20 protein-coding genes and 2 pseudogenes are annotated in these 25777 nt (G+C 72.4%); 8 read left to right on the forward strand and 14 right to left on the reverse strand.

Going from position 1 to position 25777, the window contains the following annotated elements:
- Positions 1–138: 138 nt before the first annotated feature.
- The 4 genes from ACZ7H1_RS01730 to ACZ7H1_RS01745 form a co-directional block, all read right to left on the reverse strand.
- On the reverse strand, positions 139–2088 hold the full coding sequence (locus tag ACZ7H1_RS01730) for an acyl-CoA dehydrogenase family protein (protein WP_470782821.1): 1950 nt from the start codon (positions 2086–2088) through the stop codon (positions 139–141).
- A 213-nt stretch (positions 2089–2301) separates the two neighbouring features.
- Positions 2302–3747, reverse strand: a complete 1446-nt coding sequence (locus ACZ7H1_RS01735; RefSeq protein WP_470782823.1) for an aldehyde dehydrogenase family protein — start codon at positions 3745–3747, stop codon at positions 2302–2304.
- 157 nt (positions 3748–3904) lie between these two features.
- Positions 3905–5467: a PucR family transcriptional regulator gene (locus ACZ7H1_RS01740; RefSeq protein ID WP_470782825.1), complete on the reverse strand. Its 1563-nt coding sequence runs from the start codon at positions 5465–5467 to the stop codon at positions 3905–3907.
- A gap of 88 nt (positions 5468–5555) precedes the next feature.
- Positions 5556–7919, reverse strand: a complete 2364-nt coding sequence (locus ACZ7H1_RS01745; protein ID WP_470782827.1) for an ATP/GTP-binding protein — start codon at positions 7917–7919, stop codon at positions 5556–5558.
- A gap of 225 nt (positions 7920–8144) precedes the next feature.
- Between ACZ7H1_RS01745 and gabT the strand changes: the two genes are divergently transcribed.
- Entirely contained in the window at positions 8145–9479 is a 1335-nt protein-coding gene (gabT, locus tag ACZ7H1_RS01750) for a 4-aminobutyrate--2-oxoglutarate transaminase (RefSeq protein WP_470782828.1), read from the forward strand.
- A gap of 144 nt (positions 9480–9623) precedes the next feature.
- Positions 9624–10433 (forward strand): phosphatase PAP2 family protein, encoded by an 810-nt coding sequence (locus ACZ7H1_RS01755; RefSeq protein ID WP_470782830.1) that lies wholly within the window; start codon positions 9624–9626, stop codon positions 10431–10433.
- Here ACZ7H1_RS01755 and ACZ7H1_RS01760 read toward each other — a convergent pair.
- The 9 genes and pseudogenes from ACZ7H1_RS01760 to ACZ7H1_RS01800 all read right to left on the reverse strand — a co-directional run.
- Positions 10372–10596, reverse strand: a pseudogene (locus ACZ7H1_RS01760) (chitinase); the annotation flags it as partial. The gene ACZ7H1_RS01755 and the pseudogene ACZ7H1_RS01760 sit on opposite strands and share 62 nt — an antisense overlap.
- Positions 10596–10865: pseudogene (locus tag ACZ7H1_RS01765) on the reverse strand (chitinase); the annotation flags it as partial. The pseudogenes ACZ7H1_RS01765 and ACZ7H1_RS01760, both read right to left, overlap by 1 nt.
- Before the next feature lie 331 nt (positions 10866–11196).
- Positions 11197–11652 carry a bifunctional DNA primase/polymerase gene (locus ACZ7H1_RS01770; protein ID WP_470782832.1) on the reverse strand — a complete coding sequence of 152 codons (456 nt, stop codon included), beginning with the start codon at positions 11650–11652 and terminating at the stop codon, positions 11197–11199.
- Between the two features lie 191 nt (positions 11653–11843).
- Positions 11844–13259, reverse strand: a complete 1416-nt coding sequence (locus ACZ7H1_RS01775) for an NAD(P)/FAD-dependent oxidoreductase (protein WP_470782833.1) — start codon at positions 13257–13259, stop codon at positions 11844–11846.
- 43 nt (positions 13260–13302) lie between these two features.
- The gene (locus ACZ7H1_RS01780) at positions 13303–14109 is read right to left on the reverse strand and encodes an ABC transporter permease (RefSeq protein ID WP_470782835.1); all 807 of its coding nucleotides are present in this window, start codon (positions 14107–14109) and stop codon (positions 13303–13305) included.
- Complete coding sequence (locus ACZ7H1_RS01785) at positions 14109–15038, reverse strand: ABC transporter permease (protein WP_470782836.1); 930 nt, start codon at positions 15036–15038, stop codon at positions 14109–14111. The genes ACZ7H1_RS01780 and ACZ7H1_RS01785 overlap by 1 nt, the downstream gene beginning before the upstream one ends.
- A gap of 91 nt (positions 15039–15129) precedes the next feature.
- Positions 15130–16287: an ABC transporter ATP-binding protein gene (locus ACZ7H1_RS01790; protein WP_470782838.1), complete on the reverse strand. Its 1158-nt coding sequence runs from the start codon at positions 16285–16287 to the stop codon at positions 15130–15132.
- 47 nt (positions 16288–16334) lie between these two features.
- Positions 16335–17585, reverse strand: a complete 1251-nt coding sequence (locus ACZ7H1_RS01795; protein ID WP_470782839.1) for a polyamine ABC transporter substrate-binding protein — start codon at positions 17583–17585, stop codon at positions 16335–16337.
- Positions 17586–17634: 49 nt separating this feature from the next.
- Positions 17635–19149, reverse strand: coding sequence for a gamma-aminobutyraldehyde dehydrogenase (locus tag ACZ7H1_RS01800; RefSeq protein WP_470782841.1), 1515 nt, complete (start codon positions 19147–19149; stop codon positions 17635–17637).
- Between the two features lie 174 nt (positions 19150–19323).
- Here ACZ7H1_RS01800 and ACZ7H1_RS01805 point away from each other — a divergent pair, with 174 nt between their 5' ends.
- Positions 19324–19884 (forward strand): NADAR family protein, encoded by a 561-nt coding sequence (locus ACZ7H1_RS01805; RefSeq protein ID WP_470782843.1) that lies wholly within the window; start codon positions 19324–19326, stop codon positions 19882–19884.
- Positions 19885–19908: 24 nt separating this feature from the next.
- Here ACZ7H1_RS01805 and ACZ7H1_RS01810 read toward each other — a convergent pair whose 3' ends face one another.
- Positions 19909–20658 (reverse strand): DUF4190 domain-containing protein, encoded by a 750-nt coding sequence (locus ACZ7H1_RS01810; protein WP_470782845.1) that lies wholly within the window; start codon positions 20656–20658, stop codon positions 19909–19911.
- A 94-nt stretch (positions 20659–20752) separates the two neighbouring features.
- On the opposite strand from ACZ7H1_RS01810, the gene ACZ7H1_RS01815 reads away from it, so the two are divergent.
- From ACZ7H1_RS01815 to ACZ7H1_RS01835, 5 genes are all read left to right on the forward strand, one after another.
- Positions 20753–21778: an adenosine deaminase gene (locus ACZ7H1_RS01815; protein WP_470782847.1), complete on the forward strand. Its 1026-nt coding sequence runs from the start codon at positions 20753–20755 to the stop codon at positions 21776–21778.
- A 20-nt stretch (positions 21779–21798) separates the two neighbouring features.
- Entirely contained in the window at positions 21799–22494 is a 696-nt protein-coding gene (locus tag ACZ7H1_RS01820; RefSeq protein ID WP_470782849.1) for a glycerophosphodiester phosphodiesterase, read from the forward strand.
- Positions 22491–23684, forward strand: coding sequence for an ATP-binding protein (locus tag ACZ7H1_RS01825; RefSeq protein ID WP_470782850.1), 1194 nt, complete (start codon positions 22491–22493; stop codon positions 23682–23684). The genes ACZ7H1_RS01820 and ACZ7H1_RS01825 overlap by 4 nt, the downstream gene beginning before the upstream one ends.
- A complete protein-coding gene (locus ACZ7H1_RS01830; RefSeq protein ID WP_470782852.1) occupies positions 23681–24388 on the forward strand; it encodes a response regulator transcription factor in 708 nt (235 codons plus the stop codon). The genes ACZ7H1_RS01825 and ACZ7H1_RS01830 overlap by 4 nt, the downstream gene beginning before the upstream one ends.
- 153 nt (positions 24389–24541) lie before the next feature.
- Entirely contained in the window at positions 24542–25723 is a 1182-nt protein-coding gene (locus tag ACZ7H1_RS01835) for a serine hydrolase domain-containing protein (RefSeq protein WP_470782853.1), read from the forward strand.
- The last annotated feature ends 54 nt before the right edge of the window (positions 25724–25777 follow it).

Below are 25777 nucleotides of genomic sequence, written 5' to 3' on the forward strand. Positions count from 1 at the left end.
GGCCGTGGCGCCGGCGGCGGGACACCCGCCGTCTCGGCGTCCGGCGCGCGGCGCAGGAGCAGCGCCACGCACCGGGCCGGTCGTTCCTGCTCGCGGTCCTCGTACACGTACACGTAACCGGCGAGCGGTCATTGCAGGTCAGCGGATGGGCCGGTGCACGTTCTTCTGCTGGGAGGGGCCCGGGGTGGCGTCGGCGATCCAGGGGCCTTCGCCCGAGGGGTCGATGACGCCCTCTTCGAGCCAGGTGTACGTACCGGACAGCACTCCGGCGACGACCTTGCGGTCGAGGTCGTCGGTGTTGGACCACAGACGGCCGAAGAGCTCTTCGACGCGCAGCCGCGACTGGCGGCAGAAGGCGTCGGCGAGCTGGTAGGCCTCGCGTCCGTGGTCGCCGGAGGCCCGCAGGTGTTCGGCGCGCACGCAGGCCGCGCTCATGGCGAACAGCTCGGCGCCGATGTCGACGATCCGGCCGAGGAAGCCCTGCTTGGTCTCCATGCGGCCCTGCCAGCGGGACATGGCGTAGAAGGTGGAGCGGGCGAGCTTGCGGGCGCTGCGCTCCACGTAGCGCAGGTGGGCGGCGAGGTCGGGGTGGCCGGCGGGGTGGAACTCCCGGTAGGTGCCGGGCACCTGTCCGGGGCCGGTGGCGAGCTTCGGCAGCCAGCGGGCGTAGAAGCCGGCCGCGCGGGCGCCCGCCTTCGCCTTGTCGGCGAGGTCCTTGTCGGGGTCGATGAGGTCGCCGGCGACCGAGAGGTGGGCGTCCACGGCCTCGCGCGCGATCAGCAGGTGCATGATCTCGGTCGAGCCCTCGAAGATCCGGTTGATGCGCAGGTCGCGCAGCATCTGCTCGGCGGGGACGGCGCGCTCGCCGCGGGCGGCCAGGGACTCGGCGGTCTCGAAGCCGCGGCCGCCGCGGATCTGGACGAGTTCGTCGGCCATCAGGCAGGCCATCTCGGAGCCGTAGAGCTTGGCGAGGGCGGCCTCGATGCGGATGTCGTTGCGGTCCTCGTCGGCCATCTGGGAGGAGAGGTCGACGACGGCTTCGAGGGCGAAGGTCGTCGCGGCGATGAAGGAGATCTTGGCTCCGACGGCCTCGTGCCGGGCCACCGGGCGGCCCCACTGCTCCCGCACCCCGGACCACTCGCGGGCGATCTTCAGGCACCACTTGCCGGCGCCGACGCACATGGCGGGAAGCGAGAGCCGGCCGGTGTTGAGGGTGGTCAGGGCGATCTTGAGGCCGGCGCCCTCGGGGCCGATTCGGTGCGCGGCGGGGACCCTGACCTGGTGGAAGCGGGTGACGCCGTTCTCCAGGCCGCGCAGGCCCATGAAGGCGTTGCGGTGCTCGACGGTGATGCCGGGCGAGTCGGCCTCGACGACGAAAGCGGTGATGCCGCCCTTGCCGCCTTCGTGCCGGGGCACCCGGGCCATGACCACCAGCAGGTCGGCGACCACGCCGTTGGTGGTCCACAGCTTCACGCCGTCGAGGACGTAGGAGTCGCCGTCGGGGACCGCGGTGGTGGCCAGCCGGGCCGGGTCGGAGCCCACGTCCGGCTCGGTGAGCAGGAAGGCGGTGATGTCGGTGGTGGCGCAGCGGGGCAGGAAGAGGTCCTTCTGCTCCTGGGTGCCGAAGATCTTCAGCGGCTGGGGGACCCCGATGGACTGGTGCGCCGAGAGCAGGGCGCCGATGGCGGGGCTGGCCGAGCCGACCAGGGCGAGGGCCTTGTTGTAGTACACCTGGGTGAGGCCGAGGCCGCCGTACTTGGTGTCGATCTTCATGCCGAGCGCGCCGAGCTCCTTGAGGCCGCGGACGGTCTCGTCCGGGATCTTCGCCTCGCGCTCGATGCGTGCGCCGTCGATCTCGCGCTCGCAGAACTCCCGCAGGCGGGCCAGGAAGGCCTCGCCGCGCCGGACGTCCTCGTCGGCGGGGAGCGGGTGGGGGTGGATCAGGTCGAGACGGAACCTGCCGAGGAACAGTTCCTTGGCGAAGCTGGGCTTGCGCCAGTCCTGTTCCCGGGCTGCTTCCGCGACCTGCCGTGCCTCGCGTTCCGTGACCTTGGGCTGAGCGGGCTGTACGGGCTGTGGTGCGGACATGAGGGGGCTCACCTCGCCGCCGAGTCGGGTTCACCGCCGGGACTACCGGCCGGTGCTACCTGTCAGTCGTACCCGCTCGGGGCGCGCCGGAAAAGCCGGGACGGGCCAGGTGGGGCACGGGCCCGGAAACTGGTGGGGGCGAGGAACGGGAAAAGGGACGGCCGGAGCCCCCGCACAGTAGGCTCCGGCCGTCGGCTCAGTGGCCGTACGAGATCAGATGTCGAGGCCGGTCAGGACCAGGACCCGCTCGTACGTGTAGTCGTCCATCGCGTAGCGGACGCCCTCGCGGCCCACGCCGGACTGCTTGACGCCGCCGTACGGCATCTGGTCGGCGCGGTAGGACGGCGCGTCGCCGACGATCACGCCGCCGACCTCGAGCTCGCGGTGGGCGCGGAAGGCGACCTGGATGTCGCGGGTGAAGACGCCCGTCTGGAGGCCGAACTTCGAGTCGTTGACGGCGGCGAAGGCCTCGTCGGTGCCCTCGACCCGGTGCAGGGTCAGGACCGGTCCGAAGACCTCCTCGCAGGCGAGGGTGACGTCGGCGGGGAGCTCGGCGAGCACGGTGGGCTCGTACGAGGCGCCCTCGCGCTTGCCGCCGGTGAGCAGCTTCGCGCCGGCGTTGACGGCCTCGTCCACCCAGGACTCGACGCGCTTGGCGGCGTCCTCGGAGACGAGCGGGCCGACGTCGGTGGCGGCGTCGTTCGGGTCGCCGGTGACCTGGGCGCGGACGTTGGCGACGACCTTCTCGACGAGCCGGTCGTAGACGGAGGCGTCGGCGATGACCCGCTGCACGGAGATGCAGGACTGGCCGGCCTGGTAGTTCGCGAAGGTCGCGATGCGGGTGGCGGCCCAGTCGAGGTCGGCCTCGGAGGACCAGTCGGCGAGGACCACGGCCGCGGCGTTGCCGCCGAGCTCCAGGGTGCAGTGCTTGTGGGGCACCGACTGCTGGATGGCGTAGCCGACCTTGTCGGAACCGGTGAAGGAGATGACGGGCAGGCGCTCGTCCTTGACCAGGGCCGGCATCTTGTCGTTGGCGACGGGCAGCACGGACCAGGAGCCGGCCGGCAGGTCGGTCTCGGCCAGCAGCTCGCCGAGGATCAGGCCGGAGAGCGGGGTGGCCGGGGCCGGCTTGAGGATGATCGGCGCGCCGACGGCGATGGCGGGGGCCACCTTGTGGGCGCACAGGTTCAGCGGGAAGTTGAACGGCGCGATGCCGAGGACCGGGCCCTTGACGAAGCGGCGGGTCAGCGCGAGGCGGCCGACGCCGCCGGCGTCGGTGTCGAGGCGCTGGGCGTCCCCGCCGTTGAAGCGGCGGGCCTCTTCGGCGGCGAAGCGGAACACGGAGACGGCACGGCCGACCTCGCCGCGCGCCCACTTGATCGGCTTGCCGTTCTCGGCGGAGATCAGCTGGGCGATCTCCTCGGTGCGCTCGGTGAGCCGCTTGGACACGTGGTCCAGGGCGGCGGCGCGTACGTGGGCGGGAGTCGCGGAGAATTCCGCCGTCACGGCGTACGCCGCGGCCACGGCCTCTTCGACCTGGGCGTCGGTGGGCACGCTGACGGTGCCGACCAGCCGGCCGTCCCACGGGGAGTGGACGTCGAAGCTGTCATCGCCGGTCGCCTGGCGGCCGGCGAGCCAGAAGGCGTGGGTGGAAGTCATGCGAATCCCGGCCCTTCGGATCTGTGCGGTGGGTGCTGTCCCTCCCAAGGTAGGTCTGCCGGGGTGTTTCGTTGCTTATCCGGTCTGTAGCACCCTGCGGCGCCCCTGCTCCGGTTTGTCACTGTCCGCGGGGACGGCCGTCGTTCTCGCGCCGGCGTCAGGAGGGGCTTCCGGTGGCCTTCAGGGCCAGCCAGAGCTCCATGCGCACGTCCGGGTCGTCGAGGGAGCGGCCGAGGATCTCCTCGACGCGGCGCATCCGGTAGCGCAGGGTGTGGCGGTGTACGCCCAGGTCGGCGGCGGCGGCGTCCCACTGGCCGTGCCGGGAGAGCCAGGCCTGGAGGGAGGCGACGAGGTCGCCGCGGCCGGTGGCGTCGTGCTCGCGCAGGGCCCGCAGGGTGCCCTCGGAGAAGGCGCGGACCGCGTCGTCGGCGAGGAGCGGCAGGACCGAGCCGGAGGCGAGGTCCTCGTGTTCCACCAGGGTCCGGCCGCGCCGGCGCGCCACGGCCAGGGCCTGGTCGGCCTGTTTGTACGCGGTGGCGGCGGTCTCGGGGCGGGCCGGGGCCGACAGCCCGACGGCGAGGCCGGGCTCGGGCGGCCCGGCGGGATCCGGTGCCTCCAGGGTTTCGGCGTGGTCGGCGCAGGCCTGTGCGGCCGCCCCGCCGTCCGCGGCGAGCACCACCAGCCGCCCGGTGTCGGGTTCGGGTACGACGAGCAGCGGCTCCCCCGCCCGCGCGGCGGCCGATTCCACGGCGTCGGCGAGCAGGGCGAGCGGCTCGGGCGTCGGGGACTCGGCGACGATCAGCCGGAAAGGCGCGTCGAGGAGGGTGCCGTGCAGGGCTCCGGCGACCGAGCGGGCGTGCTCCGGCTCGCCTTCGAGGAGCATGCGCAGCACCGCCGCGCCGAGCCGGGACTCGGCGTCGTGGAGGGAGCGGGAGCGTTCCGTCGTGAGGGTCAGCAGCGCGACCGCCGAGTGCACGGCGTAACGCTCGGCGGTGCCCAGCGGGGCGCCCGTGCCGACGGCGAGGGCGCCGCGGGCCCGCCGCCCGGTGCCGAGGGACTGGAGTTCGACCCGGTCCTCGGAGCCGCCGACCACGGCGCTGGCCGGTGCGGGCCGCTCGCGCAGCCGCTCGACGTCGGCGGTGAGGCGGGCGGCGCGCCGGGCGGCCCAGTCCGGGGCGGCGGCGACCACCATGCCGGAGGCGTCGTACAGCGCCGCCCAGCCGTGGACGTGGGCGGCGAGGCGGGCCAGCAGCTCGCCCGGGCCGTCGGCGGAGAGCGCGGCGCGGGTCAGCTCGCGCTGGGCCTCGAAGCCGGCCGTCACGGCGCGGTACTGGTCTGCGGCGAGGGCCGCGGAGACGGCCTTGCTGATCGCGAGGAAGGGGGTGCGCCGGGGCACCTCCAGCAGCGGCAGCTCCTCGGCGCGGGCGGCGTCGACGAGCGCCTGCGGGATCTGTTCGTAGTTCACGCCGACGGCGAAGCCGAGGCCGACGACCCCGGCCGCGGCGAGGCGGCGGACGTAGCGGCGCATCTCGTCGGGGTTCTCGGCGTCCAGCTTCATGGCCGTGACGAGCAGCAGTTCCCCGCCCTCCATGTAGGGGACGGGGTCGGCGAGCTCGCTGACGTGGGCCCAGCGGACGGGCGTGTCCAGCCGCCCCTCCCCCGCGCGCACGCTGAGTTTGAGCGCCGAGTGCTGGACGAGCGAGGCGAGCGTGAGCGGCATCGTTACCGTGCGCTTTCAGAAGCAGGGGATTTCGCCGTGGCGTATGAACGACACAGCTCGATTCTGCCACCTCGTAAGGGTCCGGACATCAGCCGTCGAGCTGGACCAGCAGCGGAGCGGCCCGTTCCCCCCGTACCGACGTCAGGGAGACGACCGCGTGCCCGGGCGGCACGGCGTGCGCGAGCTCGGAGGCCGACCAGCGCTCCCGCTCCACCTGCCGCACGGTGACCGCGTCCGTGGTGACCGCCTTGCCGGTGACGAGCTTGCGGAAGGAGTTGACCATGCGGGTGAGCGGCTGGTCGGCGTAGACGGTCCGGCTGGTGACGTCCCGCGCCTCGACCCATTCGGTGCCCCAGGCCTCCGCGAACCGCTTGCCGTCCCAGGTGGTGACCCCGGAGAACGCCATCCGGCAGCCGACCGCCCCCAGCAGCGGGGTCCGCAGCTGCTCCGGTACGTCGTCCAGCGTCCGCAGCGACATCAGCACGCCGGCGTTGGCCGACCGCAGCCGCTGTACGCCGCGCACGGTCTCGGCGGTCAGGGTGTGCGCGGCGTCGTCGAGGACGAGGCAGGCGAAGAGGGAGCGGTCGGCGCGGGCCGCGGCGCTCGCCGTGAACTGGGACAGGAGCAGCCGGGCCAGCATCCGGGACGCCTCGGCGTGGCCGCGCTCCGGCAGGTCGATCCGGACGCGCAGCGGGTGTTCGAGCGAGCGCAGCGAGAAGGGCCGGCCGGTGCCGCCGGTGTCGAAGAAGCCCGCGAAGGCGGGCCGGTCGAGGAGGGCGACGCGGTCGGCGAGCAGCGGTCCGGGGTCGCCGGGCGCCCCCGTCTGCCGCTCGCGGGCGTCGAGCTCGCGCAGCATGACGTGCTGCCCGGCGTCCTCCAGGGCGGCCCGCAGGCCGGCGCGGGCGGCGGGCGGTCCGTCCAGGAGCTCGCGCAGTTCGGGGATGCCGGGGAAGCGTCCGTGCACGGTCCGGAACGGGCCGAGGAGCTGGGCGAGCGCGGTGGCCGCGCGCCGCGTGCCGTCGCCGGGCACGTCCCCGGCGAAGCCCTCGGCGAGCAGGGCCGCGGCCTCGTCGGGGTCGGCGGTGCCGCCGTAGAGGTCGAGGTCGTACACCGAGCCCGGGTCCGCGATCCTGACGACGACGTCGTAGGCCGCGTCGGGCCCGAGCGGGGCTCCGGCGGCGCCGACCGCGATCACGGCGGCCTGCCCGGCCAGGGCCTGGAGGGCGAGGGACTCGACGACGGGCCGGACCAGCTGCCGGGTCTTGCCCGCACCGGAGGGGCCGACGGCCAGCAGCGAGGTGCCGAGCACCTCGGGGTCGAGGGCGAGCCCGGTACCGCGCCTCGGGTACGGGTTGCGCTCGCCGGAGGTGACGGCGCCGAGCCTGACCTGCCGGACGGCGAGGTCGTGGCGGGCGGCGCGGACGGGCAGGTCGCGCTCGCGGGAGGGGTGCAGGCAGGCCGCGGCGCCCTGCTCGCGCACGGCGTCGGTGAAGGCGCGCAACCGGGTGGGGTCGGCCTGTACGGACTGCCAGGCGCGGCGGATGCGGACGCAGTCGACGTCGTTCATCCGGCCCGAGCCGGTCTCGGCGGCGAGCCGGTCGGCGGCCTCGGCGAGCCCGGCGGCCCGCAGCTGCGGCCAGCTCGCGGGATCGGCCGCGGGGGCGGCGGCAGCGGAGCCGGCCGCGGGCGCGGGCCCGGCCGGGGCACGGCGGCCGCGCCATCCGCCGAGGCGGGCGAAGAACCACAGCAGGGGCAGGTAGATCAGGGCGTACAGCAGCGGGGTCAGCACGGCGTTGGCCGTCCGGCCGATCTCGGCGTACGGCAGGTGGCTGAAGGCGAGCGGGTGGACCGGCAGGGCCTTCGTCTCGACGAGCGCGAGCGCGACGAGGGCGCCTGCGGCGGCCGCAGCCGCCCGGACGCCGGGACCGCGGGCGACGACGAGCCGGTCGAAGGCGGCGCGCCAGCTGCCGAGTCGGCCGAAGCCGTAGAGCAGCAGACCGGTCAGGACCAGCCGGTACGCCTCCAGGGCGGCGGCCGCGCGGTGGTCGGCGGGCCGCCCGAACTCCCACCAGCTGCGGGGCGTGAACAGCTTCAGCAGCAGGTCCCAGTAGGGGATGTAGCCGTTCTCCAGCAGGGACCACAACAGCACGCAGGCCAGGAAGGAGATGACGGCGCCGCTGGCCAGGGACCGGTCGGGGGTGCGGTCGGGCTGCTCGGCCGGGCGGGGCTCGTAGCCGTGGCGCCAGACGCCGGGTTCGGCGGCGGGCCGCGGCACGCGCAGCCAGTCGGCGAGCGCGGGTCCGGCGCTGGGGGCGTGCACGGGCGGCGGGGGTACGAACGGCGCCGCTGCCGCTGCGCCGCCCGCGGGAACGGCCGGAGGGACCGTCGGCGGTCCGGCCGGCCGGGGTACCTCCGCGCGCCTGGCCGCGCCGTACGTGCCTTCGGTGTCCATGAACCCCTGCCCCCTGACGGTGATTCCGTGCTGCGCCGCTCAATCTAGTGCCCGCCGCCTGCCGTGACGCCGATACCGGGCACGCGCCGCGGGACACTCCCTATGGCCGCCGCGGACAAGGACACGCGGAGATCACTCCCTGATGGAGCATGCCTCGGCCCCCCGCGCGGGCCTAGCCTGCCGACAAAGACACAAGTGCGTCCGAAACACCCCCCAGGAGCCCTCATGAGCGCTGTTCCGCAGGAGCGCAAGATCGTCACCGCGATCCCCGGCCCGAAGTCGCAGGAGCTGCAGGCCCGCCGTCTGAACACGGTGGCCGGCGGCGTGGGCTCCGTGCTGCCCGTCTTCACCGCCCGCGCGGACGGCGGCATCATCGAGGACATCGACGGCAACCGCCTGATCGACTTCGGTTCCGGCATCGCCGTGACCTCGGTCGGCGCCTCCGCCGAGGCCGTCGTGCGCCGCGCCTCCGCGCAGCTCGCCGACTTCACCCACACCTGTTTCATGGTCACGCCGTACGAGGGCTACGTCGAGGTCTGCGAGGCGCTGGCCGAGCTGACCCCGGGCGACCACGCCAAGAAGTCGGCCCTGTTCAACTCGGGCGCCGAGGCCGTCGAGAACGCCGTCAAGATCGCCCGCGCGTACACCAAGCGCCAGGCCGTCGTCGTCTTCGACCACGGCTACCACGGCCGCACCAACCTCACCATGGCGCTGACGGCGAAGAACATGCCGTACAAGCAGGGCTTCGGTCCGTTCGCCCCCGAGGTCTACCGCGTCCCGGTCGCCTACGGCTACCGCTGGCCCACCGGTGCCGAGAACTGCGGCCCCGAGGCCGCCGCCCAGGCGATCGACCAGATCACCAAGCAGATCGGCCCCGAGAACGTCGCCGCGATCATCATCGAGCCGGTGCTCGGCGAGGGCGGCTTCATCGAGCCGGCCAAGGGCTTCCTCCCGGCGATCGTGAAGTTCGCCAACGACAACGGCATCGTCTTCGTCGCGGACGAGATCCAGTCCGGCTTCTGCCGCACCGGCCAGTGGTTCGCGTGCGAGGACGAGGGCATCGTCCCGGACCTGATCACGACCGCCAAGGGCATCGCGGGCGGCCTGCCGCTCGCCGCCGTCACCGGCCGCGCCGAGATCATGGACGCCCCGCACGCGGGCGGCCTCGGCGGCACCTACGGCGGCAACCCGGTGGCCTGCGCCGGTGCGCTCGGCTCCATCGAGACCATGAAGGAGCTCGACCTCAACGCCAAGGCGAAGAAGATCGAGTCCATCATGAAGGCCCGTCTGACGGCCATGCAGGAGAAGCACGAGATCATCGGCGACATCCGCGGCCGCGGCGCCATGATCGCCATCGAGCTGGTCAAGGACCCGGCCTCGAAGACCCCGAACCCGGAGGCGGCCGCCGCGCTGGCCAAGTTCTGCCACCAGGAGGGCGTCCTCGTGCTCACCTGCGGCACCTACGGCAACGTGCTGCGCTTCCTGCCCCCGATCGTCATCGGCGAGGACCTGCTGAACGAGGGCCTGGACGTCATCGAGGCCGCCCTCGCGGCCCTCTGATCGACCGTCGGGAACGGGCTTGCGATATCCGTTCGAGCAGTACCACCGGTAACCGGCGGGCACTGTGAAGATGGTGTGGGGGGCCGATGGCGGGAGCGCGTTCCCGCTGTCGGTCCCCCTTTTGCTGCCGTACGGTTTCTGCAGATGAGTGAAACACCCCGTCCGCAGGGCACTGCGGACGAAACCGGCACCGGGCTTCCCCAGCTCCCTGCCGGGCGTGCGTTCGCGCACACTCCTCACCGATCGGATGGCCGCCCGCCCCACACCCCCCGGGGCGCGCGGCAGCCCGGTCCGGTCGGCCGCCCCGGAACCATCCCCCCTGTTCCGGGGCGGCCGACCCTCCTTCTCGTCTCCCTCTTCCTGTGCCTGGCCGGGCTCTGCCTGGCCATCTGGCAGGTCCTGGCGGGCGGACCGCTGCTCACCCCGGACGAGCGCCTCAGCCGCGCCCTGGTCCGCACGGTCCCCGATGCCGTCACCGAGCGCCTCTCGGACCTCGGCAACGTGCCCGTCGCCGTCCCCGTCCTCCTGCTGGCGATGGCGTACGCGGTCCGCCGCGGCCGCAGCCGGCGCGCCCCGGCCGCCGCGGGCCTCGCGATGGCCCTGGTCCCGGCCGTGGTCGTGCCCCTCAAGGAGTGGACGGCCCGGCCCGGCCCGCTGGAGCCGTGGGCCGCCGGCTACTTCCCCTCCGGGCACACGGCCACCGCCGCGGTGGCGTACGTCGGCGCCGCCCTGCTCGTCTCCCCGCACCTGCGGCGCAACTGGGCGGTGCCCGTCGCCGTCGCGCTCGCGACGGCGACGGGCACCGGTCTGGTCCTGCGCGGCTTCCACTGGCCGCTGGACGTGCTGGCCAGTGCGCTGCTCAGCTGGGTGCTGCTGCTGCCGCTGCTGCTCGTCAGCCGAAGTACGCGTCGAAGTTCCGGGAGAACCGCCAGCCGCCGAACCGGTCCCAGTTGACCGACCAGGTCGTCAGGCCGCGCAGGGCGGGTCAGGTGCCGTGCGTCTGGTACGAGCCGCAGTTCGCCTTCCTGGTCAGGCAGTCCAGGGCCTTGTTCACCTCCGCGGGCGGGGTGTGGCCGTTGCCCGCCTGGGTCGTGGCCGGGAGGCCGATGGCGACTCGGAGGAGGCGGTCCAGGACAGGGCGACGCCGGAGGCGGTCGTGGATCCGGCCGTCAGGCCGGCCGGGGCGGCCGGGGGCTGCGGCTGCCCGGTGCCCGGGTCGGGGCCGAGGAGGGTGAGGTCGTCGGCGAGGTAGGCCGACTGGCCGTACCAGCCGTGGGTGAAGACGGTCACGGAGCGGGCGGCGGCTCCGGTGCGGAAGGTCGTGGTGAGCTTCTGCCAGGCGCCCGCCGACTGGGTCCAGGCCGACACGTCGGTGGTGCCGGTGCCGTCACCAACTGCCGCCCCGGATCGACTCCGGCTTGCAGGTCTGCCCATTCCTCATGTGCACGGCCGCCCGACTCCACGGTTCGGCGGCTTGCAGGTCGGCCGTCCGAACACGCGGCGGCCGCGATGAGGAGGAACATCTTGTCGCGGCACACGCAACAACTGCCTCCGGAACGTGACTCCGCCCTTTGCCGATGCAAGGGCTTCCAGCCAAAGCTGCTGTCCAGCCCGAACCGGCCCTTGCGGGGCACTCACACGCTGCCCGCTTGCCTGACGACTGTCCGTCACCACGGGTCAACCACGCCTGTGCAGCGTGGATTTCCCGGCTGGCCGCTCAATCCACCCCCGCCAGCTGCGCCGCGGCCTCGTGCATCGCGATCTCCAGCAGCACCGGGTCGGTGAGGCGCCCGGAGCCGTCGGGCGGGACCACCCAGCGCACCCCGCCGGTCACCCGCCCCGGGTACGGCACGACGATCCAGGTGCCGCGCCCGGCTCCCCGTACGCCCGTGCCGACCCAGCGGGCGGCGGTGCCCGGCGGAACGAAGAACCCCAGCCGCTCGTCGCCGAAGTCGGCGAGCACCGGGCCGGGCTGGCCCGCCATGCGGCCCAGCACCTCGAAGGCGGGCCGGGCCAGCGGCCCCGGCAGGATGAGCACGTCCCAGCGGCGGCCGGCGGGCAGCAGGGCCACCCCCAGCGGGTTGCGCTCCCACTCCCAGCGGCAGGCGTCGGGATCCGGTGCCACCGAAACCAGCCACTCCACTGCGGCCTTGGCCTCCGAGCCGTTGTTCATCGTCCGGTCTCCCTCGCTCTCCGTCGCCTGCGTCTACGGGAGAGAGCGGGCCGGAGCACGGGCATGACGCGGGTTCGGCTACCGAGTGGTAGTGAGAGGGCTCACACGGAGATCAAGGGTTGTGCGCCCCGGCCGCAGGGGGCGCACAACCCTTGATCGGAGGCCGATGCGATCAGCTGCCCGCCAGCGGATCAGCTGTCGAAGCCCAGTCCGAAACGGTCGAGGGTCTTCAGCCAGATGTTGCGGCGGCCGCCGTGCGTGTCCGCCCGTGCCAGCGACCACTTCGTGAGCGCGATGCCGGTCCACGCGAAGGGCTCGGGCGGGAACGGCATGGGCTTGGACTTCACCATCTTCAGCTCGGTCCGCTCGGTGCGCACGCCGCTGAGCAGGTCCAGCATCACGTCGGCGCCGAAGCGGGTGGACCCCACTCCGAGCCCGGTGTAGCCGGCCGCGTAGGCCACCCTGCCCGAGTGGGCCGTGCCGAAGAACGCCGAGAACCGCGCGCAGGTGTCGATCGCCCCGCCCCAGGCGTGGCTGAAGCGCACGCCCTCCAGCTGCGGGAAGCAGGTGAAGAAGTGCTGCGCCAGCTTGAGGTAGGTCTCGGGGCGGTGGTCGTACTCCGAGTCGAGCTTCCCGCGGTACGGGTAGATGGCGTCGTAGCCGCCCCACAGGATCCGGTGGTCGGGGGTGATCCGGAAGTAGTGGAACTGGTTCGCGCTGTCGCCCAGGCCCTGGCGGTTGTGCCAGCCGATGGCCTTGAGCTGGTCCGCGGTCAGCGGCTCGGTCATCAGCGCGTAGTCGTAGACCGGGACGGTCAGCGGGCGGATGCGCTTGACCAGGGACGGGAAGATGTTGGTGCCCAGGGCGACCCGGCGGGCGAAGACCCGGCCGTAGGGGGTCTGCACGGCCATCCCGGCGCCGGACGAGGCGATCTTGAGGCCGCGCGTGTTCTCGTAGATCCGCACGCCCAGGCCCAGGCAGGCCTGCTTGAGGCCCCAGGCGAGCTTCGCGGGGTTCAGCATGGCCACCCCGTCCTTGTCCCACAGCCCGCCGAGGAAGGTCGGGGAGTCGACCTCGGCCCGTACGGCGTCCTGGTCGAGCAGGACCGAGCCGCCGAATCCGAGGCGCTCGGCTTCCTCGTGCATCTCGCGCAGTTCCTCGAGCTGGTGGGGCTCGGTGGCCACGTCGATCTCGCCGGTGCGCTCGAAGTCGCAGTCGATGCCGTAGCGGGCGACCGCCTCCTCGATGGCGTCGAGGTTGCGGGCGCCCAGCTCCTCCAGCCTGGCCAGCTCGTCGGGCCAGCGGGCCAGCCCGTTGGCGAAGCCGTGGGTGAGGGAGGCGGCGCAGAATCCGCCGTTGCGTCCGGAGGCGGCCCAGCCCGCCTCCTTGCTCTCGATGAGGACGACGTCCCGCGAGGGGTCGCGCTCCTTGGCGAGGAGCGCGGTCCACAGGCCGGTGTAGCCGCCGCCGATGACCAGGAGGTCGCAGTGCTCGTCGCTGGTCAGCGCGGGCTGCGGGGCGGGCTTGCCGGGGTCGTCCAGCCAGTACGAGACCGGCAGCGCTTCGGAAAGGGATCGTGTGACACTTCGCATGGCGACTGGGGCCATGGCTTCCAACTCCCTACGGTATTGCCTGGGTATTGCTTAGGTATTACTTGGCTTGTGCCTTCTTGCGGCGGTTGCCGACCGTCTGGCCGACGAGTACCACCAGCACCGCGATGACGAACATCGCCGTGCCGATGACGTTGATCTGGACGGGCGTACCGCGCTGGGCCGATCCCCACACGAACATGGGGAAGGTGACGGTGTTGCCCGAGTTGAAGTTCGTGATGATGAAGTCGTCGAAGGACAGGGCGAACGACAGCAGCGCGCCGGCCGCGATGCCGGGGGCGGCGATCGGCAGGGTCACCCGCAGGAACGTCTGCACCGGTCCTGCGTAGAGGTCGCGTGCCGCCTCCTCCAGCTTCGGGTCCATCGAGAGCACGCGCGCCTTGACGGCGGCCACGACGAAGCTGAGGCAGAACATCACGTGGGCGATCAGGATGGTCCAGAAGCCCAGCTCGATGCCCATGTTGAGGAAGAGCGCGAGCAGCGAGGCGGCCATCACGATCTCCGGCATGGCCATCGGCAGGAAGATCAGCGAGTTGACCGCGCCGCGGGCCCGGAAGCGGTAGCGGACCAGCGCGAAGGCGATCGCGGTGCCGAGCGCGGTCGCGCCTATGGTCGCCCAGAGGGCGATCTGCAGCGAGAGCGAGAGCGATCCGCACATGTCGGCGACCCCGCACGGGTCCTTCCAGGCCTCCAGCGAGAACTCCCGCCAGGCGTAGTTGAACCGCCCGGCCGGGTTGTTGAAGGAGAAGACCGTCACGACGACGTTCGGCAGGATCAGGTACGCGAGCGTGCACAGGCCCGCGATGACGACGAGGTTGCGCCGGAGCCAGGTGAGGGGAGCGCGCATCAGACCAGGTCCTCCGTTCCCGCTCGGCGGATGTAGACGGTGACCATGATCAGCACGATGGCCATGAGGATGAAGGACAGCGCGGCCGCCGTCGGGTAGTCGAGGATCCGCAGGTACTGCGACTGGATGACGTTGCCGATCATCCGGGTGTCCGTGGAGCCGAGCAGCTCCGCGTTGACGTAGTCGCCGCTCGCCGGGATGAAGGTCAGCAGCGTCCCGGAGACCACGCCCGGCATGGACAGCGGGAAGGTCACCTTGCGGAAGGTGGTGGCGGGGGTGGCGTACAGGTCGCCCGCGGCCTCGTGGAGGCGGGTGTCGATCCGCTCCAGCGAGGTGTAGAGCGGCAGGATCATGAACGGCAGGAAGTTGTACGTCAGACCGCAGACCACCGCCAGCGGGGTGGCCAGCACGCGCTCGCCCTCGGTCATGCCGAGCCAGCTGGTGACGTCCAGGAAGCCGATGCTGTTCAGTACGCCCACGACCGGGCCGCTGTCCGCGAGGATCGTCTTCCAGGCGAGCGTGCGGATCAGGAAGCTGGTGAAGAAGGGCGCGATCACCAGGATCAGCAGCAGGTTGCGCCAGCGTCCCGCCTTGAAGGCGATCAGGTAGGCGAGCGGGTACCCGAGCAGCAGGCAGAGCACGGTGGCGGTGCCCGCGTACAGCAGGGAGCGCAGGAACTGCGGGTAGTACTCGGTGAGGGCGTCCCAGTAGGTCTGGAAGTGCCACGTGACCTCGAAGCCCTCTTCGAGGGAGCCGGTCTGCACCGAGGTGGAGGCCTGGTAGATCATCGGGAGGACGAAGAAGACCAGCAGCCACAGGATGCCGGGCAGCAGCAGCCAGTACGGCACCAGCCGCTTGCGCACGGAGGGCTTGTGGACCGGCGGCTCCGCCTGGGGAGCGGCCGCGGGCGGTGCCTCGGTCACGGTCATGCGGCACCTTCTTCGTTCGCTTCTCCGCCTGCTCGGCGCGCCGGTGCGGCTGTCGTTGCCGGGTGCGGGCCGGTGGCCTCGCGTGCGTCGCTCACTGGGCGTCCCCGACCGTCTCGACACCCGCGTCGATGTCCTGAGCGGCGTCGAGCCCGAAGGTGTGCGCCGGGTTCCAGTGCAGGACGACCTCGGTGCCGGGGGTCAGGCGGGCGTCCCGCTCGACGTTCTGTACGTACACCTCCAGCCCGGGGCAGACCGGGCTGTCGATCACGAACTGCGTGGATACGCCGATGAAGGAGGAGGCGGATATCCGGCCGGTGACCTTGTTGCGGCCGTCCGCGATCGTGTGCTCCTCGTCGGCGTGGACCACGGAGATCTTCTCGGGGCGCACGCCGACCAGCAGCTTTCCGCCGGAGCGGGGGGTGGTCGAACATCGCCCGGCGGGCAGCCGCAGTTTCGTTCCGGCAGCCGAGACCACGACGTCGGAGGAGGCGCCGCCGGCCTGCTCCACGGACGCCTCGATGAGGTTCGAGGTGCCGAGGAAGTTGGCGACGAAGGTGGTGCGCGGGTTCTCGTAGAGCTCGGCGGGGGCGCCGAGCTGCTCGACCCGGCCGCCGTTCATGACCGCGACCGAGTCGGCCATCGTCATGGCCTCCTCCTGGTCGTGCGTGACGTGCACGAAGGTGATGCCGACCTCGGTCTGGATGCGCTTGAGCTCCAGCTGCATCTGGCGGCGCAGCTTGAGGTCCAGGGCGCCGAGCGGCTCGTCGAGGAGCAGCACCTGGGGGTGGTTGATCAGCGCGCGGGCGACCGCCACGCGCTGCTGCTGCCCGCCGGACAGCTGGTGCGGCTTCTTGCGGGCGTGCTCGCCGAGCTGGACCAGGTCGATCATCTCGTCGACCTGCTTCTTGACCGACTTGACGCCGCGGCGGCGCAGGCCGAACGCGATGTTCTCGAAGATGTCCATGTGCGGGAAGAGCGCGTAGCTCTGGAACACCGTGTTGACCGGACGCTTGTACGGCGGGAGGTGCGTGACCTCGCGGTCGCCGAGGTGGACGGTGCCGGTGGAGGGCTCCTCCAGGCCGGCGATCATGCGCAGCGTGGTGGTCTTGCCGCAGCCGGAAGCGCCGAGGAGGGCGAAGAAGGAGCCCTGCGGGATGGTGAGATCGAGCGGGTGCACGGCGGTGAAGGAGCCGTAGTGCTTGCTGATCCCGGTGAGGCGGACGTCGCCGCCCGCGGTCTTTTCAGTCATGGGTCGCGGTCCCGGTGGTGGTGTCGGAAGGGGTGCGGGTACGCCGGTCAGGCGCCGATGAGCTTGGCGAACTTCTCTTCGTACGCCGTCTCTTCCTCGCTGCTGAGGGAACGGAAGGCGCGTGACTTCGCGGCCATGGCCTTGTCCGGGAGGATCAGGGTGTTGGCCGCGAGCTCGGGGTCGATCTTCGCGAGTTCGTCCTTGACCCCTTCGACGGGACAGACGTAGTTGATGTACGCGGCCAGCTGCGCGGCCACCGGGAGCTCGTAGTAGTAGTCGATGAGCTTCTCGGCGTTCGCCTTGTGCCGTGCCTTCGCCGGGACCAGCAGGTTGTCGCTGGAGGTGATGTAGCCGGCGGCGGGGATCGCGAACTTGATGTTCGGGTTGTCGGCCTGGAGCTGGATGACGTCACCGGCCCAGGCGAGACAGGCGGCGAGGTCGCCCTTGTCGAGGTCCGAGGTGTAGTCGTTGCCGGTGAAGCGGCGGATCTGCTTCTTGTCGACGCCCTTCTGGAGGCGCCCGATGGCGGCGTCGTAGTCGGCGTCCGTGAACTTCGCGGGGTCCTTGCCCTGGTCGAGCAGGGTCATGCCGACGGTGTCGCGCATCTCGGTCAGGAAGCCCACCCGGCCCTTGAGGGACGGGTCGTCGAGGAGCTGCGTGACCGAGTCGACCTTCTTGCCGCCGGTGGCCTTGGAGTTGTACGCGATGACGGTGGAGATGCCCGTCCACGGGTACGAGTAGGCCCGGCCCGGGTCCCAGTCGGGGCTGCGGAACTGCGGGGACAGGTTCGCGAACGCGTGCGGCAGGTGAGAGGGGTCGAGCTTCTGCGCCCAGCCGAGCCGGATCATGCGCGCGGCCAGCCAGTCGGTGACCACGATCAGGTCGCGGCCGGTGTCCTGGCCAGCGGCGAGCTGGGGGCGGATCTTGCCGAAGAACTCGACGTTGTCGTTGATGTCCTCGGTGTACTTGACCTTGATCCCGGTGCGTTTGGTGAACTCCGCCAGCGTCGGGCGGCTCTTCTCGTCCTCGCTGATGTCCATGTACTCGGTCCAGTTGGAGAAGTTGATCGTCTTCTCCTTGGCCGAGTGGTCGTCGGACGCCGCCGCTCCGTCGCCCTCGCGCTTGGCGGGCGGGATCCCGCAGGCGGTGAGGCCTGCCAGACCGCCGACCGTGAGCGCTCCGACTCCGGAGGCGCGCAGCAGCGAACGGCGGGTGAGGGCGCCGCGGCCGCTGGTCAGGCTGCGCTGCATCGCGGCGAGTTGCGCCGCCGAGAGGCGGTCGGGCTCGTACTGCTCCATGCGCTGTTGCCCTTTCGGGTGGGTGTGCCGTGTGGTCGGACGGCGGCTGCTATCGGTCCCCGAAGATCGTGCGGTGCCAGTCCTTGGCCGCCACCGCGGTGTTGTCGAACATCACGTGCTTGACCTGCGTGTACTCCTCGAAGGAGTAGAGGCTCATGTCCTTTCCGAAGCCGCTGGCCTTGTAGCCGCCGTGCGGCATCTCGCTGATGATCGGGATGTGGTCGTTGACCCACACGCAGCCGGCCTTGATCTCGCGGGTGGCGCGGCCGGAGCGGTAGACGTCGCGGGTCCATGCGGAGGCGGCGAGGCCGTACGGCGTGTCGTTGGCGAGCGCGATGCCCTCGTCGTCGGTGTCGAAGGGCAGCACGACCAGCACCGGGCCGAAGATCTCGGACTGGACGACCTCGCTGTCCTGGGCGGCGTCCGCGATCAGCGTCGGCCGGTAGTACGCGCCGTCGGCGAGCTCGTCCCCGGGCGCCTCGCCGCCGGTGACGACGGTGGCGTAGCCGCGGGCGCGCGCCACGAAGGCGGCGACGCGGTCGCGCTGGGCGTGGGAGACGAGCGGGCCGAGGTCGGTGCCGGGGGCGAAGGGGTCGCCGACCCGCACGGTCTCCATCAGGGCGGCGACGCGGGCGACGAAGGCCTCGTAGACCGGCCGCTGGACGTAGGCGCGGGTGGCGGCCGTGCAGTCCTGGCCGGTGTTGATGAGGGAGCCGGCGACCGCGCCGTGGGCGGCGGCCTCGACGTCCGCGTCGTCGAAGACGACGAAGGGGGCCTTGCCGCCGAGCTCCAGGTGGAGGCGCTTGACGGTGGCGGTGGCGATCTCGGCGACCCGCTTGCCGACGGCGGTGGAGCCGGTGAAGGAGGTCATGACGACGTCGGGGTGGCCGACGAGGTGCTCGCCTGCCTCCCGGCCCGCGCCGGTGACGATGTTGATCACGCCGTCGGGGATCCCCGCCTCCTGGGCCGCCTGGGCGAACATCAGGGAGGTCAGCGGGGTCAGCTCGGCGGGCTTGAGGACGATGGTGTTGCCTGCCGCGACCGCCGGGAGGATCTTCCAGGCGGCCATCTGGAGCGGGTAGTTCCAGGGCGCGATGGAGCCGACGACGCCGATGGCCTCCCGGCGTACGTACGACGTGTGGTCGCCGGAGTACTCGCCCGCGGCCTGCCCCTGGAGGTGCCGGGCGGCGCCCGCGAAGAACGCGGTGTTGTCGATGGTCCCGGGGACGTCGAACTCCGTGCTCAGCTTCAGCGGCTTGCCGCACTGCAGCGACTCTGCGTACGCGAAGTCCGCGGCCTGCTCGGCGAGGACGGCGGCGAGCCGGTGGAGGGCGTCCGAGCGCTCTCCGGGCGTCGCGCCCGACCATGAGGGGAAGGCGGCCTTGGCGGCGGCCACGGCCGCGTCCACGTCCGCGGTGGAGGCGAGCTCGTAGGTGAGCACTTCCTCACCGGTGGCCGGATTGACGACGGTGTGTGACTGTCCAGAGGTACCGGGCCGCAGGCGCCCGCCGATGTACTGTGCGCCGTCTGCGAAGCGGTCTTTAACCTGGAAGCGGTTGCCCATCACGCTCTCCGTAGCTCCAGCTCGAATTGAGTGCCGATCCTGACAGAGCTGTTCCACTCCGCCAAGTGATTCCGTTGTTGCCTTTTGATTACGCGACGGAATCGGTCGACCATGTGTCGCGTCGGACCGAAAATCCCGTACGAAGTGTCAGTGGCGACTGCCAGACTCGCGTGCATGGAAAAGATCGACAAACTGATCGAGCAGGTCAACAGCGGTGGGCGGGTGAAGTACCTGCCCTTCTGGGGCCACCGGCCGCGTGCGGACGGCTCGCTCGGCCCCAGCTGTCTGAGCCAGTGGTGGCCGGCTCCGTTCACCGTCGGTGACGTCACGTATGCAACGGCCGAGCACTGGATGATGGCGGAGAAGGCCCGGCTGTTCGGGGATCCGGCGGCGGAGGCCGCGGCGCTGGCGGCCCGCAGCCCGGCGGAGGCGAAGAAGGCGGGCCGCCTGGTCCGCGGCTTCGACGACGCGGTGTGGACGCGCGAGCGCTTCGGCATCGTGGTCGCGGGCAGCGTCCACAAATTCGCCTCGTCGCCCGCGCTGACCTCGTACCTGCTGGGTACGGCCGACCGGGTGCTGGTCGAGGCCTCGCCGATGGACCGCGTCTGGGGCATCGGGCTCGCGGCGGACGACGCCCGCGCCGGGAACCCCGCCGAGTGGCGCGGGCTGAACCTGCTGGGCTTCGCCCTGATGGAGGCCCGCGACCGGCTTCGGTCGGGAGCGGTCCAGGAGTAGCGGTCCGGGGCGGCGGGCCCCCGGTCAGGGGCGGTGGACGACCTGCTCCGTCGCGGGGGCGGGAGTGCGCGGTGAGCCGTCCTCCGGCGCCTGCGGCTGGGTCGTCCAGACGGCCACCATGAAGACGAACAACGTGGCGCCCAGCACGGCGCCGAGCGCGCCGAGGATGATCCCGGCCAGTGCCTTGCCGCCCTCCGTGGCCTGGCCGCGGGCGACCTTGCGGCGGCCGAGCACGCCGCAGACGACCGCCGCGACGCCCATCACCACGGCGAAGATGCTGGTGCAGAAGACGCACACCGACAGGATGCCGAGCACCAGGGCCGCCGTGCACAGTGCGTTGTCCGGCGCGGGCATGCCCCAGCCCGGCTGCGGGTAGGCCGGCAGGCCGGGCCCGCCCGGGTACTCCACGTAGCCCGTGTACGACGGCTGGGCGGTGTAGCCGTACGGCCCGGGCGCCGCGGGAGCGGCCTGCGGGTAGGCGTACGCGGGATGCGGCTGCGCCGGGGGCGCGTACGGCTGGGGTGCCGGGGGCGCGTACGGCTGCGGCGCCGCCTGCACGTGCTGCGACGGGGCGGGGAGGCCGTGGGCCGCCTCCGGCACGGCGGCCATCGTCGGCTGGTCGTGCACGGACGGCGCGGCCGGGTACGCGGGCGCGGGGCGGGACGGCGCGGCAGGAGCGCCCGGCTCCTTGCCCAGGTGGACCTTCGACCGCTCCGGCGGCGCCCACGGATCGTGCGGCGCTCCCCCTGCGGGCCCCGGCTGCTGGTCGGACATGTGTTCAGGCCCCCTCTCGTGCCGCCATGCTACGGGCTGCCCCGGGCTGCCTACGATGATCGGACCAGCCCCTACCCGTCACCCGGAGGCCTCCATGACCGACCTGCACCCCTTCATCGCCGGGCTGCCCAAGGCGGAACTCCACGTCCACCACGTCGGTTCGGCCTCCCCGCGCATCGTCGCCGAACTGGCCGCCCGCCACCCGGACTCCAAGGTCCCGACGGACCCCGAGGCGCTCGCCGACTACTTCACGTTCACCGACTTCGCCCACTTCATCGACGTCTACCTGTCCGTCGTCGACCTGGTCCGCACCCCCGAGGACGTCCGTCTGCTGACCTTCGAGGTCGCCCGCGACATGGCCCGGCAGAACATCCGGTACGCCGAACTGACCATCACCCCCTTCTCGTCGACGCGCCGCGGCATCGAGGAGAAGGCCTTCATGGAGGCCATCGAGGACGCCCGCAAGGCCGCCGAGGCCGAACTCGGCGTCGTGCTGCGCTGGTGCTTCGACATCCCCGGCGAGGCCGGCCTGGAGGCCGCGGCCGAGACCGCCCGCCTCGCCGTGGACCTGCGCCCTGAGGGCCTCGTCTCCTTCGGACTCGGCGGACCCGAGATCGGCGTGCCCCGCCCGCAGTTCAAGCCGTACTTCGACCGGGCCCGCGCGGCCGGCCTGCACAGCGTGCCGCACTCCGGCGAGACGACCGGTCCGCAGACCATCTGGGACGCCATCCACGAGCTGGGCGCCGAGCGCATCGGCCACGGGACCAGCGCCACCCAGGACCCCGGACTGCTCGCCCACCTCGCCGAGCACCGGATCGCGCTGGAGGTCTGCCCGACCTCGAACATCGCCACGCGCGCCGTGACCGACCTCGACGCCCACCCGGTCAAGGAGATGGTGCGGGCCGGCGTGCTCGTCACCATCAACAGCGACGACCCGCCGATGTTCGGCTCCGACCTCAACAACGAGTACGCCGTGGCCGCCCGGCTGCTCGAACTCGACGAGCTCGGGCTCGCGCAGCTCGCGAAGAACGCCGTCGAGGCCTCTTTCCTCGACCCGGCCGGCAAGGCGAAGCTCGCCGCGGAGATCGACACGTACACGGGCGCCTGGCTGGCCCGCTGACGGACGGCCAGAATGGGCGCATGCGCACCCTGACGGCCGTAGGCCACCGCGGAGATCCGTACGTCGCCCGCGAGAACACCCTCGCCTCGCTGCGGTCGGCGCTCGCGCGCGGCGCGGACGCGGTCGAGATCGACGTACGGCTCACCCGCGACGGGGTGCCCGTGCTGCTCCACGACGACACCCTGCAGCGGCTCTGGGGCAACGACGTGCGGCTGGACGCGATGACCGCGGCCCAGCTGCGGGAGCTGACCGGCGGCGGGGTGCCCACCCTGCGCGAGGCGCTGATCGCGACCGGGGCCGGGCGGGTCATGATCGACCTTCCCGGCGCGAGCGCGGAGGCCGTGCGCACGGTCGTCGGCACGGTCCGCGAGTGCGGTGCGCGCGACCGCACCTACTACTGCGCGGGCGCCGACACCATGCTGGCCGTGCGGGCCGCGGATCCGGGGGCGGAGATCGCGCTGACCTGGACCACGCTCTGCCCGCCGCGGCGGGTGCTGGTCGACGCCGTGGCCCCGCGCTGGCTCAACTACCGTTTCGGGCTGGTGAGCCGGGAGCTGACCGCCGCCCTGCACGCGGACGGGCTGCTGGTGTCGGCGTGGACGGCCGACACGAAGCGCACGATGCGCAGGCTGATCGCGGCCGGAGTGGACGCCGTCACCACCAACCGCGTCGACGCGCTGGTGGCCGTACGGGCCGCGGCGGCGGGCGGGCGGTGACGCCGGCCGCGATACGCAGCCTGCGGGAGCTGCCCGGACGGCTGCGGCGCGCCGATCCGCGGGTCGCGGACATCGGGCTGGCGCTGCTGGTGCAGGTGGCCGTCACGATCCCGTTCGTGGTGCCCCGCGACCCGGACGCCTCGAAGGCCACCTGGCTGGCGTACGGGCTGACGACCCTGTCCTCGGTGCCCCTGGTCTGGCGGCGCCGGGCCCCGGTGCTGGTGTCGTTCGGGGTGATCGCGGCGAGCGGGTTCTACCGCTTCGTGATCGACGGGCCGGGGCAGCCGCTGCCGTACGCGGGCCTGGTGGCATTCTACACCGTCGCCCTGATGTGCTCGGCGCGGGCGCGCTTCGCGCTGTGCGCGATCGCGACCGCCGTGATCGTGGTGTCCGTCGCCCTCAACTCGCGTACGGCCATGGAACTGCTCTTCTCGCTCTTCGTGTTCGGCGCCGCCTACACCCTCGGCCGGCTCCAGCACACGCGGCAGGCCTATCTCGCGGCGATCGAGGACAGGGCCGCGCAGCTGGAGCGGGCCAACCGGATCGAGGCCGAACAGGCCGCCGCCCGCGAACGGGCCCGGATCGCCCGCGAGATGCACGACATCCTGTCCCACGCGGTCAGCATCATGATCGTGCAGGCGGAGGCGGGCCCGGTCGCGGTGCGGCGGGCGCCCGAGCGGGCCGAGGCGGCGTTCGAGGCCATATCGGAGACGGGCCGCGACGCCATGGTGCAGCTGCGCCGGATGCTGGGGGTGCTGCGCGAGGAGGAGACGTCGGCCCCGCGGGCGCCGCAGCCCGGGATCGGCTCGCTGGCGGCCCTGCTGGAGCGCGTACGGCTGGGCGGGCCGGAGGTGTCGTACCGGGAGACGGGTGCGGTGCGGGCACTGCCCGCGGCCACCGGCACCACGGTCTACCGGGTGGTGCAGGAGGCACTGACCAACGTCGTCAAGCACGCGCGGGCCGGTTCGGCGGCCGTGCTGCTCGAGTACGGCCCCGAGGTCCTCACCGTCCGCGTCACGGACGACGGGCGGGGGCCCCGCGGGGGCGGAACGGGCGGACACGGGCTGATCGGGATCCGCGAGCGGGCGGCCGCCCACGGCGGGACGGCGACGGCCGGACCGGGCCCCGGCGGACGCGGCTTCGAGGTGCTGGTCCGGCTTGTAGTCTCCCCGCGGGAGGTGGGGAGTTGACGATCCGTGTGGTGGTGGCCGACGACCAGGAACTGGTGCGCAGCGGCTTCGCGATGATCCTGGACGTCCAGGAGGACATCGAGGTGGTCGCGGAGGCGGGGGACGGTGCGGCGGCGGTCGAGGCGGTGCGCCGGCACGCGCCGGACGTGGCGCTGCTGGACATCCGGATGCCGGGGCTCGACGGGATCGAGGCCTGCCGCACGATCTGCGCGGAGAGCGCCTGCCGGACGGTCATGCTGACGACGTTCGACTCGGACGAGTACGTCTACGAGGCCCTGCACGCGGGGGCAAGCGGGTTCCTGCTCAAGGACGTGCGGCGGGACGACCTGGTGCACGCGGTGCGGGTGGTGGCGGCCGGGGAGTCGCTGCTCGCGCCTTCGGTGGCGCGGCGGCTGATCGAGGAGTACACGGCGGCGACCGCGCGGCCGGCGGCGGGCGCTGCGGCGGCGGCGCTCTCGGCGGAGCGGCTGGACGTGCTGACGGCCCGGGAGCGGGAGACGCTGCTGCACCTCGCGCGGGGGCTGTCGAACGCCGAGATCGCGGCGGCGCTGGTGGTGAGCGAGCACACGGTCAAGACGCACGTGGGCCATGTGCTGGCGAAGCTGGGGCTGCGGGACCGGATCCAGGCGGTGATCTGCGCGTACGAGTCCGGGCTGGTAGCGGCGGGGGCGGCGGGCGGGCCCGGGGCTCCCTCCGGAGAGTGAGGGGCGGCGTGTCGGGTCCCCCGCGCCGGTGAGTTGTCGTACCGGTGGGATTGGCTCTCGCGGGTGATCCGCTGCATGGGGTCTGACCAGCAGCATTGAGGTCACCGGGGGACGTCGGAGCTTCCGGTGGAGACCTCAGGGGGAGAGCACGACATGAACGCACGTATGCGCACGATGATCGCCGCCACGCTGGTCCTGGGCATCGCGGCGGGACCTGCCGCCGCCTCGGCGGTCGCGGATCCGGTGCATCCGGTGCCCGTGAGCGCGGCTGCGGCGCCGCTGGCGCCGGATGCTGCGGCGTTGCGGGCGGCGATCGCCGGCCTGCCGGCGGCGGAGGCCACGGCTGCGCTGGTCCGGGTGGGGGGCACGGGCGGCCGCTGGCAGGGCGGCGCCGGGGTGGCGGACGTCCGCAGCGGGCGCAAGGTGCTGGAGCAGGGCCGGTTCCGGGCGGGATCGGTGACCAAGGCGTTCACGGCCGCGGTCGTGCTCCAGCTGGCAGCGGAGGGCCGAGTCGATCTGGACCGGCCGGTGCAGCAGTACCTGCCGGGGCTGCTGCCGGACACCTTCGAGCCGGTGCCGGTCCGGCGGCTGCTGAACCACACGAGCGGGATCCGGGCGGCCGACGGACCGGGGGATTCCTTCGAGGAGCAGTGGGAGCACCGGTTCGACGTGACGGACCCGCGCGAGCAGATCGCGGCCGCCGTCGCGAAGGGGCCGGAGTTCCGGCCGGGCGCCAGGCAGCACTATCTGAACATCAACTACACCGTGCTGGGCGTACTGATCGAGAAGCTGACGGGGAAGGCGTACGAGCAGGCGGTGGAGGACCGGATCCTGCGGCCGCTGGGGCTGCGCCACACCTCCTTCCCGGGCGCGGACGTACGGATCCACGGTCCGCACAACCGCGGGTACCAGGCGGTGTTGCGGCCCGACGGCTCCACGGAGCTGCGGGATGTGACGGTGTGGGAGTCCACGAGCCGCTGGGCGGCCGGCGACATCATCTCGACCACCGCCGACCTGGAGCGCTTCACCGTGGCCCTGTTCAGCGGGCGGGTTGTGCCGGCGCCGCAGCTGGAGGAGATGTTCACCGTGCCGCGGGTGAAGGACTCCGTCTCGGGCAAGGACGCCCAGCTGACGGCGGGGCTGGCCCGTATCGTGCTGCCCGGCGGCACGGTGGCCTGGGGCAAGACGGGCGGGCGGCACGGCTACAACACCGGCATAGGCGCGACCCGCGACCTGTCCCGGACCCTCGTGTACTCCGTCAACTCCACGGACGCGAAGGGCGAGGGCACGAATCCGGTCGCCCTGGCGATCGCGATGGCCGCGTTCAGGCAGTAGCAGCCGACTCCACCGCTTCCAGTCGGTGCCGTGGAGCAGGAAGGGGTACGAGTC

The sequence above is a fragment of the Streptomyces sp. NPDC037401 genome (assembly GCF_055602345.1).